The sequence below is a fragment of the Reichenbachiella sp. genome (assembly GCF_033344935.1).
Classification (GTDB): Bacteria; Bacteroidota; Bacteroidia; order Cytophagales; family Cyclobacteriaceae; genus Reichenbachiella.
On the sequence record NZ_JAWPMM010000001.1, the window covers coordinates 1,364,529 to 1,380,807 of the forward strand.

Below are 16,279 nucleotides of genomic sequence, written 5' to 3' on the forward strand. Positions count from 1 at the left end.
TAAGATGATTGGCTCAAAAGTTGGGTATGGGATATAGTATTATTGTGGATTTTTCTTTTACTATAATTTGAAAGAAACTGGGAGAGAAAGAATGAAGGATTGTGGGTTGCCTCGGGATGTCCCAGGAATCCACTCCACCGAAGTTTCTTCGAAAATTCTCAAGGCTTCCTGGTTACAGTCTGGGCTCAACCCTTTAATTATATAATAATCCGCTACTCGGCCGTTTTTATCGATAGTATAGGCGATATGGACAGTGCCCTGCAGACCAATCTTTTTAGCACTCTTTGGGTATCGCATTTCTTTAGTCAGTTTTTCATAATACTTTGGGAAGCCCATAGTAGGAGAGGGTAGTGTATTGATTTGTGTGTAGCTGTGTTTAGTACTATCCAGTTTCGTGCTGGTGCCGCTGATTAATTCACCTCCTTTGTATTTTTCGGTATAGAATGAATGGCCGTTAGGATAGTAGCCCTTCCACGTTCCGCTTCGCATGCCTTTATATATTTTGCCCTTGGCTGAAATGCTTAAGTCAGCACGATATTCAATTAGGTTTCCCATACCATCTTTGACTAATTGATTACCTAAGGAGTCCCAGGCATTGTAAGTGCGATGATTTATTTCCGTGGCTGTGGAATACCCAGTGTATTCTCGTTCTAATGCTTTCACTCCATTTGGATACCAGAAGACGTAGCCGCCAAATATGTGTCCATTTTTTAATTGATATTTTTCTTTAACCTGGCCATTTTCATAATATTCTACGCCTATTCCAATTTGTTGGCCGCTTTCGTCATATGTTTTTTTGGCTTTCGTTTTTCCATTGGAAGTGAATTTTTCAGTGACTTTTCCAATGAAGTAATTTTTGTCATTAGGAATTACACCTGTAGCTGAATAATAGGCTATACTTTGATCAACGGGCTGACCTGCTTTATCGAAATAAAGTGTTTGTGTAGGTTGTGCTAGACAAGCTCCATGGAGTAAGAAGCAAAAGACGAAGGTTTTGAAAATATTGTTAGCTATTGAGCGCATTAGATACTTCCACAAATGATTCATTCAAAAGTTTGGTGTGTCCTGTGTCTAAGATAATGACTTTCGCTTGTGGTATTTGGTTTAAGAAATAGAAATGTCGCTCAGGTTGAATGATTTTGTCGTATTTTCCGAAAATTACTGTAGTCTTAAAATTCCCAGTGTTTATACGCTCGATGAGTTCGGCTTGTCGCATTCTAAACTTGCGTAAGGTGATCCATGAATGATAGACTCTCATTCGCTGATCCTTGTCCTGTAGCTGAGTACGAGAAAAATCTATCGTCCATTGATTAAACATTTTGGTCTTTTCCAACAGATCCAGAAAAATGAAAAACGGCTTAGGGTTTCTCATGAAGAAACCAAATAGCTGCTCCGAACCCAAAGGGAAAGTGGCAAACTCATAGGAACTACGTTTCACAATACCATCGGGAGCAATCAACAGGCAATGGTCAATGCGATTTTCGAAAGATTTTAATGTACTAGAAGTATATCTACCTCCTAAGCTGTATCCCAAAACTGAAAAGCGATCAATATTCAAGTGATTAAGAAACCCAGCAAAAATATTTTTCCATTCCTCTTGAAGTAAATATTTGGAGCCGCCCTGTCGTACACTCTTTCCGTGATAAAACAAATTGACGCTTACCACCTGATGATCGACTAATCCACTCGATAAGTCATTGAATACCATTAAGTTTTGCCCAAATCCATGAAAGCAAATCAGTGTTTTTTCTCCGTTACCGGAGCACGCGTATTCCAGTTGAATTGATTGAGAGTGAATGTATAGTTTGGGCGAATGGTTCATTGCGGACAAAAAAATACCAGAAAAATTCGAACAAATATTGATTTTGTTCGTAGAAACTTCGGAAACTTTTAGTAATCATAAAGTTTCCATAGTTTCTTTGCGGTACAATGATTAACAATACAAAGGAGAAAATATTAGAAAACACTGAAGCACTCTTTAATAAATATGGAGTACGAAGCGTGTCTATGGATGACATTGCAAGAGAACTTTCTATTTCTAAAAAGACGATTTATCAGTTTTTTAAGGATAAGGATGAATTGGTGACTCTAATAACCAAAGGGCATATAGATCGAGAGCGATCAGAGATGGCGACCGTGAAGTCTACTGCTGAAAACGCAATTGATGAATTGTTCAAACTTTCACATTGTATTCGTGAACATGTTAAGGAAATTAACCCTTCGATGCTTTTTGACATACAAAAGTATCACCCAAGTGCATGGGCGCTGTGGTTGGAGTACAAGAATGTTTTTATTAAAAATACCATTTTGGATGTCATAGCAAGAGGGAAAAGTGAGGGGTATTTTAGACCTGAATTGGATGCTGAAATAATATCCACTTTTCGTGTTGAATCCATAGAGCTAAGCTTTGATGAAAAAATATTTCCAAGAGACAAATTTGATTTTACTGAAGTACAAATGACCTTATTTGATCATTTTGTACATGGACTAATGACCGTAAAAGGTCTAGAACTATATGATAGCTTGATAGATGCTAAATCTTATGAGAGTAATTAAACAACCAATACTTTTACTACTACTTACAATGGGTTTTGTGGCTGTTCACCAGGTGAGCATGGGCCAAAACCCCGAGTCGATGAGCGTCTCCTTAGAAGAGGCGATTGATTATGCGTTAGAAAACAATCAGCAGGTGAAAAATGCTAGGCTGGAAGAAGAAATAGCCGACAAGCAGGTGGGTGAAATTCTTGCCGATGGATTGCCACAGGTGAATGCAAATGCCAGTTTGATGCATAATTACAAAATTCAGCAAACGATTGTAGAATCTTCAAATGGTTTTCCTCCTGGTGTACCAGACGGTGAGGCTGTTGCTCTGGAATTTGGGATACCGTATACATCCGGTTTTGATTTTGGTTTGACGCAGATGGTGTTTGATGGTTCGTTTTTTATTGGACTTGAGGCAGCGAAGACCTTTACCCAGCTCTCTAGAAAGGATCACATCAAAACGAAGATTGATATCGCAGAGGCGGTGTCTAAAGCCTATTTCGGAGTTTTAGTGAATGTGGAGCGATTGGCCTTAGTGGAACGAAATTATTCTCGATTGGATTCTTTGTTGCAAGAAACAGAGGTGATGTACCAGAACGGATTTGCTGAAAAAATTGATGTAAATAGAGTCAAAGTACAGTTTAACAATGTGAAGGTTGAAAAGGATAACTATCAACAAATTGTTGATTTATCTGAATCTATTCTAAAATTCCAAATGGGATTGAAGCCTAACACACCATTGATATTAACAACTGAAATTCAAACGATAGATTATTTCAATTTTGAGACTATCAAGGACTTTACCTATGAACAAAGAATTGAGTATTCTCAGATGAACATCAGGAAAGAACTCAAGCAACTAGATATAAAAAATGTAAGAGCCAAATACTATCCAAAAATTGATCTCGTAGCCAACTACGGTAGAAATACGGGTAACACCTCCTTAGATGCGGTGTTTTCAGATGACTGGTTTGGGAATGGAGCCATAGGGCTGCGTGCTAGTGTGCCCATTTTTGATGGCATGAGGAAACGCCGCCAGGTGCAACAAAGGCAATTACAAGCCCAGCAAATCGATTATTCCTTGAATCTATTGGAAAATAATATTGATGTAGAAATAGAACAGGCGCTGACTTCGTACAACAGACAAATTGAAATGATGCAAGCACAAAGAGAAAACATGGAATTGTCTCAAGAAGTCTACGAAGTGGCTAAAATTAAATACAATGAAGGCGTGGGGTCAAACATCGAAGTGATCGATGCTGATGCTACCTTCAAACAAGCACAAATAAACTATTACAATGCGCTCTACGATGCGCTCATCTCAAAAATTGACCTGCAAAAAGCCTATGGCATTTTGCTCTAAGCTAATAACCTCTTTAAAAATGAAAAAATTAACATATATCATTCCATTGATCCTTGTATTTGCCGTTGGATGTTCGAGCGATTTGGAAACTAAGAAAGCAGAAGTTGAGGAATTGAAAACTCAAATTCAAGACCTCAAAGGTCAAGTAGTGGCCCTCGAAGAGGAAATCAGAAAAGAAGATCCAGCGTACGGAAAAGTCACAGTCAATAAAACTTTGATTACGGTGCTGGATGTGGTCCCGAGATATTTCGAACACAAAATCGAGGTAAGGGGTGCGGTAGAATCAAGAACCAATGTGACTGTTAGTCCTCAAGTTCCCGGGAAAATAGAAAGCGCAAATGTCATTGCCGGACAGAATGTGAAGAAAGGGCAATTGTTGTTTTCTCTGGATAGTGATATTATAAACAACAATATTGCAGAATTGGAAACAGCTCTTGAATTAGCCACGATAATGGCTGATAAGCAAGAAAACCTATGGAAACAAAATATTGGTACTGAAGTTCAATATCTCCAGGCTAAAAACAATAGAGAGTCTTTAGAGAGAAAGTTAGCAACAGCTCAATCTCAACTCAGTCAGACTAGAATATTGGCTCCTTTTTCAGGGACAATAGATGCGATGGATGCTAAAGTGGGGGAGATGGCACAGCCAGGAATGCCATTGGTGAGAATTGTTAATCCTAACGACGTGCACATCAGTTCGGATGTGTCTGAACGATTCATTGGCAAATTCAAAAAGGCCGATCAAGTGGATGTGTATTTCCCATCTCAGGATAAGAAAATGGTAAGTCAAGTGTCCTCTGTTGGTCAAGTGATCAATAGCCAGAATCGTACTTTCGAAATGGAAGTGTATTTACCAACACTTGATTTTCCTGTCAAGCCCAATCAGGTGGTTGTGCTCAACCTTAGAGACTACCAAAATGAACAGGCTTTAGTTGTGCCCACTCAGTTGATTCAAAAAGACAATAAAGGGTCATTTGTATTCGAAATCGTTAAGGAAGGAAGTAATCTGGTGGCGAAGAAAGTGTATGTGGAGACAGGCGTGACTTACAACAACGAGACAGAAATCAAATCTGGATTGAAAGCCAATCAAAGACTGGCCAATAAAGGTTTCCGTGAGCTATCCGAAGGGGTGATAGTTAGTATCAAAGAGGATAAACCTGCCAAATAATCTTAAACTCAAAAGTAATTGACATGGCTGATAGCAATGTAAAAAATAAACAAATAGAGAAGGAGTTTGGGCTGACCACACTCTCGATCAACAACAGAACTACCGTGTTGGTATTGAGTGCTTTGATTGTCTTGATGGGCATTTCGACGTATATCAACTTACCAAAGGAGAGTTTTCCTGAGATTCGACAACCAAAGGTTTATATCGGTACGCCACACCCAGGTAATTCCCCGGTTGATATGGAAAATTTGATCACCAGGCCCATTGAGAAAGAGCTTAATACCATTTCCGCTGTGGAGGAAATCCGATCCACTTCTGTTCAGGATTATTCTACCATCATTGTGGAGTTTACTTCTACGACTTTGATCGAAGATGCTTTGACTAAAGTGAAAGATGCTGTAGATAAAGCAAAGCCTGAATTGCCTAGTGATCTGGAAAAAGATCCGAATATATTCGAAATGAACTTTTCGGAGTTCCCAGTTTTGAATATTAACCTGTCTGGAAATTTTAGCATCGAAGAGCTGAATGACTACGCAGAAGATCTGGAAGATGAAATTGAAAAGATTAGTCAAATTTCTAAAGTGGATATTCGAGGGGTCGACGAGAAAGAAGTTCGGGTAAATGTGGATCCATATCAAATGGAAGCCCGTTTGGTGAACTTTGGGGACATCGAAAACGCCATCCGTGCGGAGAATATCACACTTTCTGGAGGAAACTTGAAAGAAGGAGATATACGTCGTTCGATCCGTGTGGTGGGCGAATTCAAAGACCCAAAGGATCTGCTCAAAGTAGTGGTTAAACATGAAAAAGGCAATATTGTATACTTAGGAGATATTGCTGAAGTAGAATTCGACTACAAAGAAAAGCAGAATTATGCTCGCCTCAATGGTAAGCCTGTTGTGATGCTCGACATTGTAAAAAGAAGTGGAGAGAATTTGTTGATCGCTACGGATAAAATCGACGAGATCATCGCTGACTTCAAAGCTAACAGATTCCCTGAGGGCATGGAAGTGACCAAAACCAATGACCAGTCTCAGCAAACCAGAGACATGGTGAGTAGTTTGGAAAATAATATTATTTCTGGGGTGTTGCTAGTGGTTCTTGTACTGCTATTTTTCTTGGGCACTAGAAATGCGCTGTTCGTTGGGGTAGCCATTCCACTTTCGATGTTCATGGCATTTATGATTTTGGGAATGTTCGGCATCACGATCAATATGATGGTGCTGTTCTCTTTGATCATGGCACTGGGTATGTTGGTGGACAATGGTATTGTGGTCGTGGAAAATGTTTATCGATTGAGAGAGCAAGGTCTATCGGCATATGAAGCGACCAAAAGGGGTGTGGGTGAAGTGGCTTGGCCAATTATTGCTTCCACAGCTACGACTTTGGCTGCATTCTTACCTTTGGCTTTCTGGCCGGGTATCATGGGTGAGTTTATGAAGTTTTTGCCGATTACTCTGATGGTGACTTTAGGCTCTTCTTTGTTTGTGGCATTAGTTATCAATCCTGTTTTGATTACCGCATTCATGAAGTTGGACGACGGCAAGCCTGCGGATAAAAAGAAGATTTTTATCTACTTTGGCATTGCCTTGGGATTGGGTCTTTTGCTACTGTTCACAGACATAGCACCTATAGGCAGATTATCTATCGCGTTTGGTTTGGTTATTCTATTAAACGTGTTTGTGCTAATTCCTATTTCCAGGAAATTCCAAAGATCGTTTTTGCCTTGGTTAGAAGGAGTGTACAAGAAGTCTATGCAATTTGCTTTAGCAGGATGGATGCCTTATGTGTTCTTCTGGGGAACCGTAGGATTATTATTTTTCTCTGTGGCTTTGATGAATGTCTTTCCTCCAAATGTTGAATTCTTCCCTAAAACACCACCGAAATATGTGAATGTGTTTGTGGAGTATCCAATTGGTACAGATGTAGAGACAACCAATGCATTTACCTCTAAGCTCGAAAAGAAAGTGGCGGTACTCGTCAAGCCTTATGGTGAAGTTGTAGAGTCGATCACTGTCAACGTGGGCGCAGGAGCTTCCGACCCGATGGATCAATCTTCATTTGGGCAAAGTGATACGCCGAATAAGGCACGGATTACAGTCAACTTTGTTGAGTTCAGAGAAAGAAATGGTGTTTCAACAAATGAAATTTTGGACAAAATCAGATCGTCCATGTCGGGTTATCCAGGTGTGGCAGTTACTGTGGATCAAAATAGTGATGGCCCTCCGGTAGGTAAACCTATCAGTATCGAAATCATCGGAGACGATTTTGCTACCTTGATCGATTTGTCTGAGCAGATGAAGAGCTTTATCAACAAATCTGGAATAGAGGGTATTGAGAAATTGAAATCTGATTTGGAGACTGGAAAGCCAGAATTAGTAGTTGATATTGACCGAGAAAAGGCTAGAAGGTTTGGTCTATCTACGCAAGGAATAGCTATGGAAATTCGTACGGCGCTATTCGGGAAAGAAGTTTCTAAATACAAACGAGGAGAAGATGATTATGAAATTCAGGTGAGGCTGGCTGAAAAGTACAGATATGACATCGATGCCTTGATGAATAAGAGCATCGTTTATAGAAATCAGTCTAATGGTAAGATTGTGAGTGTTCCTATCTCTTCTGTAGCTACAGCCGATTTGAGCTCGACTTATGGTTCGATCCGAAGAAAAGATTTAAATCGAGTGGCAACACTTACCTCGAACGTGGTGAGTGGCTATAATGCCACTTTGATCAATGATCAGATCAAGGCCTTATTGAGTGATTTCAAAATGCCAATAGGCTACGAGTTTAGATTTGGTGGAGAGCAAGAAAAGCAAGCCAAAGAAATGGCTTTCTTGAGTAAGGCATTGTTGATAGCTGTATTCATGATCTTCCTGATTATCGTATCACAGTTCAACAAGATTACTACTCCGTTCATAATCATGATGTCTGTAGTGTTGAGTACCATTGGTGTGTTCTTAGGACTAGTTGTTTTCCAAATGAATTTCGTAGTCATTATGACCATGATTGGGATTATTTCCTTAGCGGGAATTGTGGTGAACAATGCCATCGTATTGATTGATTTTATCGAGTTGAGTAGAAATCAATTGAGAGCCGACAAAGGAGTGGACAAGCTGGAAATGAGCGATATCATCAGTGCCATTGCTACTGCAGGTGCCACACGTTTGAGACCTGTATTATTGACTGCGATTACAACCATTCTTGGTTTGATCCCATTGGCGGTGGGGATCAATATTGACTTCATCAACTTCTTTGCCTCTTTGGATGCAGACTTCTACTTAGGAGGTGATAATGTTGCCTTCTGGGGGCCTATGTCCTGGACGATCATTTTCGGTTTGACTTTCGCGACATTCCTGACGCTGTTTATCGTGCCGGTGATGTACTTGTTCTTTGCAAAACTGAATAGGAAACTAGGGATAAGTTAATATCCTATGAGTTAAAGGCAATAGAAGCGAGATCTTGCAAAAGGTCTCGCTTTTTTTGTATCTTTTTAATTGGAATTCGTGCATATATTTGCCGTCCAAAAAATGAGCAACAATTATTGACCAATGATAAACTTCGATGACACCCAAGTGGCATTCGCAGACAAGTCGAATTTTGATTTGAAAAGAATGCACTTCCTTTTTCTTTCGATGAACAACCCTGTAATCGCAAGGATTGGGATTTGGATGACTGTTTTTGCGCTAAAGATTCACTTGCCCATCAAGTGGATGATCAAAAAAACAATCTTTGCGCAATTTTGTGGAGGTGAGTCATTAGAAGATTCAAAAGGAACAGTTGAGAAGTTGGGTGCTTCACATATTCGTACAATTCTGGACTATTCTGTAGAAGGCGAAGATTCTGAAAAAGTTTTTGATGCCAATCGCGATGAGATCATTCGTTCTTTGGAGTTAGCCGCTACAACCGACCATATCCCTACTGGGGTGATGAAGCTTACTGGATTTACCGAATTTAAATTGTTGGCCAAGAAGCAGAGTGGCTCTGCAATGTCAGCGGATGAAGAAAATAGATATGCTGTTTTTCTCGAAAGAGTAAATCAGATCTGTGCAAAAGCAGTGGAAGTGAAGAAATACTTGTTTATCGATGCAGAGGAAACCTGGATTCAGGATGTAATCGATGAGGTGGTATATGCCATGATGGAAAAGTATAATAAGGAGACAGTGTACATTTTTAATACCTATCAGATGTACCGAACGGCCTCATTGCAAAATCTAAAGGACGCGCATCAGTTGGGATTAGACAAGGATTTCAAGGTCGGGGCGAAGTTGGTGCGTGGTGCATACATGGAAAAGGAAAGAGACCGAGCAAAAGAAAAAGGATACGAAGATCCGATCCAGCCGAACAAAGCAGCTTCAGATAAAGACTATGACGCAGCGGTAACTTACTGTATTGAGTACATCAATGATATTTATTTATGCGTGGGTACGCACAATGAAAATAGCTGTAAGCTAACGGCTGAATTGATGGACCATCACGGAATTGCTAAAGCAGATCCTAAAGTCTATTTCGCTCAACTTTATGGAATGAGCGATAATCTTTCTTATACACTAGCGAATGAAGGATACAATGTGGCTAAATATGTGCCATACGGCCCGGTAGCCAAAGTATTACCCTATTTGATGCGACGCGCCGAAGAGAACACTTCCATTGCAGGCCAAAGTAGTCGGGAATTTACTTTGGTAAAAAAAGAAATCAAGAGGAGAAAGAGCGCTTAATCCCATTCCAATATTTTTTCTAAAAAAGTCCTAAGATTCCTGTGTATAGATCTCAGATCAGATCTTTGGACTAATACAATATTACCATCCGGGATTATTTTAATCGGTAATTTCTAACCGCAGCTTTTTGGTTGATTAAAAATGATTAACTTCCGAGTTTTTAATACCAAAAATGCGCTAGCGAATGAGTACAAGCAGTGAGAAGAGAGAGCCTTCGCTTATTGAGGCATTCATACCTATAATATTCCTCATAGTTTTTTTATCTGTCAATGTTTCCATCTTTGGAGATGACGCCCTGTCCGGTTCCAATCAGATTGTTTTGATACTTTCTGCTATGGTAGCGGCCATACTGGCTTCGCGTCTGGGATATAAATGGAAGGATATTGAAAAATCCATGGTGAAGAGTATCACTTCGGCCATGGGCTCCATTTTGATTTTGTTGATGATCGGGTCATTAGCCGGTAGCTGGTTGATAAGTGGAGTGGTTCCTGCCATGATTTACTACGGACTTCAAATATTGAACCCAACCATATTTCTTTTTGCAGCTTGTGTAGTTTGTGCGATTGTGTCTATGGCCACTGGAAGTTCATGGACTACAGCCGCTACAGTGGGTATTGCCCTCATAGGGATCGGTCAAGCTATGGGAATTCATGAAGGTATTGTTGCAGGAGCTATTCTCTCAGGAGCATATTTTGGTGATAAAATGTCTCCGCTATCAGATACTACAAACCTCGCCCCAGCTATGGCTGGGACGGACTTGTTTACCCATATTCGATATATGGTTTACACTACTTTTCCCTCCATTTCCATTACGTTGGTCATCTTTCTGATTATGGGTTTTTTCAATACAACTGCAGAGGCAAGCGTAAATACGGGTGAGGTACTTGAAGCTATATCCTCTAAGTTTTATATATCGGGATGGTTGTTTATTGTTCCGGTTGTGGTGATTATACTTATTGTTAAAAAAGTACCGGCATTTCCGGCCTTAATGGTAGGGACTTTACTGGGAATTTTGTTTGCGCTCATTTTTCAGAGAGAAGTGATTAGTGAGGTGTCAGGTTATTCTGGCGCTTACTGGAAAACCATGTTTGTAGGAGTGATGAAAGCCCTCTATGGACATGTAGGTGTGACTACTTCCAACGAAATGGTCAACGAGTTGCTAAGCTCAGGAGGTATGTACAAAATGCTCAATACGATATGGCTCATCATGTCCGCTATGATGTTTGGCGGAGTGATGGAAGGAGCAGGAATGCTCAGAGTGATTGCACAAGCCATAATGAAAAGAATAGAGTCTAGTGGCGCATTGATTGCTTCTACTGCAGGTACCTGTATGTTTTTCAACGCCACAGCCTCAGATCAATATTTGGCCATCGTAGTGCCAGGCAGAATGTATGCTGACTTGTATAAAGAAAAGGATCTTGCTCCTGAAAATTTGAGTCGAACTTTAGAAGATTCAGGTACTGTAACATCCGTACTTGTACCTTGGAATACCTGTGGTGCTTATCATTCCAGTGTCTTGGGTGTGGGCGTGTTGGCCTTTGCTCCCTATTGTTTTTTCAATATCATTAGCCCTTTTATGACTATATTATTCGGATATTTAAAAATTAAGATTCGAAAACTGAGTGACAAAAAATAAAATTTGAATGAAGATTAGGAAGATTACGAAGCAGGAAGTAAACGCACTTCCATTGATGAAATATGAAGGGGAGTATCAAATAATCGACAAAGAAAGTCAAGTAAAAAAAGCGGTTGAAGCTTGTAAAAAGGCCAAAATATTAGGATTTGATACGGAAACAAAACCGGCTTTTAGAAAAGGTGAATCTTATCCTGTAGCCTTATTACAGTTGTCATTACCCGATATGGCATTTTTATTCAGATTGAATAAAATCAGCCTTTCGGAAGAAATCGTAAGCCTCTTCGAGGATCCAAAAATCAAGATTGTAGGTATAGGCATAAGGGATGATATCAAGGACTTGCAAAAACTGAGAAAATTCAAACCTCATGCATTTGTAGACCTCAATGAGCTTGGAGCCAAACTCGGATTTGAAAGTATTGGTGCCAGGAATTATGCCGGTATGTTTATGAACCATAGGATTTCAAAGAGCCAACAGGTATCTAATTGGGAGAACGAGGTGCTGACCGAATCTCAAATTAGCTATGCGGCTACAGACGCCTGGATATGTCTTGATATCTATAGAAAAATGATGGAAATTCAAGCGAAGTCGAACTAAAGCGAATATTTACCAATATTTTCAGAATCCATTGCAATTCTACTAGCTAAAATATTTCTATATTTATTGCTAGGCAGCGTCTTGGGCTCGACGCCCTTCTCAATTGAATCAAACAGCGCATGAATAATCTTAGAAAAAAGCAGACCAATCAACTGAATCACCTTAAAAATATTGTGGCCTTCAGAGATTTGATGGAAGGCTCTGATGTGAATATTGTCTATCTCGGTAAGATTACCCAAAATACAATCAATGGGATTACTGCCATGACCGAGGAAGATATGACCGATAAAAAAGAGGATAAAAAAGTATCTCGACGGGTATATCACGTGATGATTGAAGCGTTACAGAATATTTGTAAGCATGCGGACAGTACGGCTGAGTACGCTTCTGATAGTTTGGAAGATGGATTGGCGAAAGATGGGATTTTCCTGATCGGAGATAATGACTATGAGTATTATGTAACGACAGGCAATCAAATTTCCCTTGATAATGCAGTAAGACTTCGTGATATTCTAGACCGTGTGAATTCCTTGGACAAAGAAGAGCTAAGGGCGCTGCACAAAACCACGATGGAGAACACAACCATTTCAGAAAAGGGTGGTGCTGGTTTAGGATTTATTGATATCAAAAAAAGAACAGGAACAGAGTACGAATATTATTTTGAGCCATTAGATGCAGAGCATTGTTTTTTCATTCTAACCATTCGAATCAGAAAGGAAGACGCCTAGGGATTTAGTACAATTTGTCGGATTCCACGTCTATTCAATTCTCAGCCACGAAAGTTCACTTTCATTTCATCAAGAAATTCATTAAATTATTATAGAAAACCCTGCCATATTGGGCTAATAATGAGCTCAATAATGCGATAAGCGGTTTTACCTAATATGAAATTTAGGTACAAAAACGTATTGAAATGCGGTATAATAATCTCTAATATTGAATCTTAGAATAATTATAGACCATTTTAATAAAATAAGAATTAAGAATAGTTCGAATACGGTAATGGATGGATATTTTATAAGACCCACAGGTACAACCCCATCGGTTAATTTCCGACCAGGAAATGGTGAGCTAGAACTCCGTGGAAATTCTATGCCTGATGACCCGTTGAGCTTTTATGGACATGTTTTTAGCCATTTGCCTGCCTTAGACAATGATGAGCTTAAGGCCATCAATGTCAACTTCGCACTCAAGAATATCGAAGACTCAAGCACATATCTCCACATCCTTATAAAAAAGTTAATTTCACTTTCTTCGGAAAAAAGACCGCTTAATATCACTTGGTATTATGAAAAAAACAGGACAAATATCCTTGAGATCGGACGTGAAATAAGCGAACACTACAGCCATCCATTTAAGTTTGTCGAAGTATTCAAAATCAAGGATCAGTTGCGTCAGGCATCGTAAGATAAGGTTCTTAATATTCTGTTCTCATTTTTGGTTTATAAATGGATTTCTTATTAAGGAAGGGAGAAGGTTGATATAGACAATATATCCCTTTCTAAATGATTTGAAAGTTATCATTTAATTGTAGAATCATGTATATTAGAAAAAACCAATAAGACCGAATTTTTTAACAACAATCAATAGGGCCGATGTCTGGTGTCGGCATGAAACAGAGTATGAAAAGAAAGTTTGTTTTTTTTGTAGTTGCTATGATCCTACTTTGTGGTTTGAATACCTCTGAAGTAAAGGCTAACCTACAGATGTCTGGTCTCGCTTTCAGTCTACCTAACCTCACAATTACTCAGGAGAATGAAGATCAACCGGTTTCACAAAATCCCTCGAGTGCTGTTACTATTCTACTTGTAGTGGTATTGCTCGGTGTTTCAGGCGGGGCTTATTATTACATTTCTACTTTGCGAAAAGAGGCTTTTACTAAAGACCTTCAACTCAACGATTTTCATCGCCAGCTAAAAACAAAAGAAGCGCACGTAAATAAGCTCCAGCAGGCTTATCAAAAGACGGTGAGTCAGAAAAAGGAGATGAAGCAAGTCTTTGCCAAAGAATATGATAAGCTGGTGGCTAAGTATAAAGAGCTCTCCAAAATCAAAGAAAAGTTGTCCGAGCAGCAAGCGGCAAGAGAAGAACTTGAAGAAACCAGCAAGACGCTAGAAAAAACTCAAGCATTACTTCTGCAGTCAGAAAAAATGTCCTCCCTTGGTCAGCTAACGGCTGGGATCGCACATGAAATTAACAATCCAGTAAACTTTGTAGCTAATGGAGTGAATACTTTGAAAGACAATTTCAAACAACTCAATGTGTTTATTGAAAACTACAAGCGCATATGTGAATTAGAGAGCCTGGAAGAGATAAAAAAATATTACAAAATACAGAGAGAAGATGATCACCATTTTAATGATCTTCAAACTTCAACAGAAGAGTCATTAGATGATGTGGAATATGGTACTACAAGAATTACAGAAATTGTAAATGGATTGAGAGTTTTTGCGCGCCATGATGAAGTTGAAATTAAAGAAGCTGATCTTAACCAAGTGGTCGAAAATGCCATTGTAATTCTCAAGCCAAAATATAAGAAAAAGGCCAAAGTGCTTAAGGACTTTGATACCAATATTGCACCAATCAAATGTTTACCCGGGCAGTTGAACCAAGCGCTGGTTAATCTCATCGGCAATGCCTGTGATGCCATAGACTTCAAAGGTACGATCAATGTGAAGACCGAAGAACTTGATGAGGACAAGGTTAGGATTTCTATCCGGGACAATGGCAAAGGGATGTCGGAAGATACTGTCAAGAAAATTTTTGATCCATTTTTCACTACCAAAGAAGTGGGTAAAGGCACGGGGTTAGGACTAGCCATTACCTACGGTATAATTGAGAAGCATAATGGTTCAATCACCGTAGAAAGCGAAGAGGGCAAAGGAACGGAGTTTGTGATTACACTACCAAAGAAGCTACGGAAAGTAAATAAATCAATGGATTCAGCTTTAGCATAACTTAATTGTAATTGTGGAAGGAGTACTAAATAGAACTTATAAAGACGAAGAAGTAAAACGATTCAATATCCTTTATGTGGATGATGAAGAGGTTAATCTGCGCATATTTCAGCGCGCCTTTAAAAGACATTACAATGTATTCACGGCTGAATCCGGAAGTGATGCAATCAAAATTTTAGAAGATAATCAGATAGATCTCATCATGTCTGATCAGCGAATGCCCGGTATGACGGGAGTTGAATTGCTCATCAAGATTGTTCCGATGTACCCAAACATTGTGAGAATGATCATGACCGGCTTCAGTGATGAAGACGAGATCATTAGAGTGGATAAGGAGGTAGGTTTGGATCGATTTCTCGTGAAACCTTGGAATCAAGAAGATCTAAAAGAAGAATTTGACAAGGCGCTTGAGTTGAGGAACCCAACCGAGGATGTGGAGGAACCGCCTCCAGCGGCAATTCCTGCAGAAAAGAAGCCACAGGCATCGGCACCAACGAAGCTTAGCAAGCAAGAACTGAAAAAGGAGATTATTAAGTCTGTAGAAGCTAGAAAGAATATGATGTCAACGGTCAATATGGACCAGGTCATAGAATTCAATGTTTCGCTCAGAGAATCACTTTTGCCTAGACAAGAAGAACTAAAGCTGTATTTGGATGATGCTTTTGTATTGTATGAACACAATAGAGTAAACCATAATGGCTATTGGTTTGGAGAAGTAGCGGATAAAGTGCTCATTACTTCCTTTAATACCAATTCTGGAGTAATTCATGCACTGACGCTTAATACATTTATTTGTGCAACGCTGATGGAGTTGATGTATAAGGATAGAGTTTTTGATCCTAAAGAAATTCTTTCCAGTTTATCTACGAGAATTCAGAACAGGTTTTTTGGTAAGAAATACGACGAAAATATCTGCTCCATAGATATTGCCTTGTTGGTTTATGATAAGCAAGATGAATCGCTGCTATTTGGAGGGGCCAATCATAACCTTTATTCATTTAGCAAAAGCGGTGAGTTTAAAACGCTTTCTGGGAACATAGCACCGCTTATCCCAGGTGTAGAGCCGGATGTGAATGTGCTTCAGTTCGATACTTTTGAAGTGAGTGAGTTGTATTTCATTTCTAATAATGTAATTGACGATAGTACAAAAAAATCAGAAAGCAACTCAGCCTTACTAAGTACGCAGTTGTTGCTTGAAGAACTACATAAGTTTCCAATGATCATGCAAGCCAAGCTGCTACATGAATACAAGTACAAAAGTTTGGTGGGCGTCCGTTTTTAGGAACTAACCTAATCAATAAATA

General features: G+C 39.4%; 13 protein-coding genes. 11 read left to right on the top strand and 2 right to left on the bottom strand.

The window, feature by feature from the left end; all coding sequences use genetic code 11:
* Window positions 1-60: 60 nt before the first annotated feature.
* On the bottom strand, window positions 61-1,047 hold the full coding sequence (locus R8N23_RS05865; RefSeq protein ID WP_318170636.1) for a TonB family protein: 987 nt from the start codon (window positions 1,045-1,047) through the stop codon (window positions 61-63).
* Window positions 1,007-1,822, bottom strand: a complete 816-nt coding sequence (locus tag R8N23_RS05870) for an alpha/beta hydrolase (RefSeq protein ID WP_318170637.1) — start codon at window positions 1,820-1,822, stop codon at window positions 1,007-1,009. The genes R8N23_RS05865 and R8N23_RS05870 overlap by 41 nt, the downstream gene beginning before the upstream one ends.
* Window positions 1,823-1,929: 107 nt before the next feature.
* On the opposite strand from R8N23_RS05870, the gene R8N23_RS05875 reads away from it, so the two are divergent.
* From R8N23_RS05875 to R8N23_RS05925, 11 genes are all read left to right on the top strand, one after another.
* Window positions 1,930-2,556, top strand: coding sequence for a TetR/AcrR family transcriptional regulator (locus R8N23_RS05875; protein WP_318170638.1), 627 nt, complete (start codon window positions 1,930-1,932; stop codon window positions 2,554-2,556).
* Window positions 2,543-3,904 (top strand): TolC family protein, encoded by a 1,362-nt coding sequence (locus R8N23_RS05880; protein ID WP_318170639.1) that lies wholly within the window; start codon window positions 2,543-2,545, stop codon window positions 3,902-3,904. Before R8N23_RS05875 ends, R8N23_RS05880 begins: the two co-directional genes overlap by 14 nt.
* A 19-nt stretch (window positions 3,905-3,923) precedes the next feature.
* Window positions 3,924-5,072: an efflux RND transporter periplasmic adaptor subunit gene (locus R8N23_RS05885; RefSeq protein ID WP_318170640.1), complete on the top strand. Its 1,149-nt coding sequence runs from the start codon at window positions 3,924-3,926 to the stop codon at window positions 5,070-5,072.
* A 23-nt stretch (window positions 5,073-5,095) separates the two neighbouring features.
* A complete protein-coding gene (locus R8N23_RS05890) occupies window positions 5,096-8,497 on the top strand; it encodes an efflux RND transporter permease subunit (RefSeq protein WP_318170641.1) in 3,402 nt (1,133 codons plus the stop codon).
* 123 nt (window positions 8,498-8,620) lie between these two features.
* On the top strand, window positions 8,621-9,787 hold the full coding sequence (locus R8N23_RS05895; RefSeq protein WP_318170642.1) for a proline dehydrogenase family protein: 1,167 nt from the start codon (window positions 8,621-8,623) through the stop codon (window positions 9,785-9,787).
* 184 nt (window positions 9,788-9,971) lie between these two features.
* Window positions 9,972-11,423, top strand: a complete 1,452-nt coding sequence (gene nhaC / locus R8N23_RS05900) for a Na+/H+ antiporter NhaC (RefSeq protein ID WP_318170643.1) — start codon at window positions 9,972-9,974, stop codon at window positions 11,421-11,423.
* Window positions 11,424-11,430: 7 nt separating this feature from the next.
* A complete protein-coding gene (locus R8N23_RS05905) occupies window positions 11,431-12,018 on the top strand; it encodes a 3'-5' exonuclease (RefSeq protein ID WP_318170644.1) in 588 nt (195 codons plus the stop codon).
* Between the two features lie 119 nt (window positions 12,019-12,137).
* The gene (locus R8N23_RS05910) at window positions 12,138-12,746 is read left to right on the top strand and encodes a SiaB family protein kinase (RefSeq protein WP_318170645.1); all 609 of its coding nucleotides are present in this window, start codon (window positions 12,138-12,140) and stop codon (window positions 12,744-12,746) included.
* A gap of 208 nt (window positions 12,747-12,954) precedes the next feature.
* Window positions 12,955-13,425, top strand: coding sequence for a SiaC family regulatory phosphoprotein (locus tag R8N23_RS05915; RefSeq protein ID WP_318170646.1), 471 nt, complete (start codon window positions 12,955-12,957; stop codon window positions 13,423-13,425).
* 215 nt (window positions 13,426-13,640) lie between these two features.
* Window positions 13,641-14,975, top strand: a complete 1,335-nt coding sequence (locus R8N23_RS05920) for an ATP-binding protein (protein WP_318170647.1) — start codon at window positions 13,641-13,643, stop codon at window positions 14,973-14,975.
* Window positions 14,976-14,988: 13 nt separating this feature from the next.
* Window positions 14,989-16,257, top strand: coding sequence for a response regulator (locus tag R8N23_RS05925; protein WP_318170648.1), 1,269 nt, complete (start codon window positions 14,989-14,991; stop codon window positions 16,255-16,257).
* Window positions 16,258-16,279 lie beyond the last annotated feature (22 nt).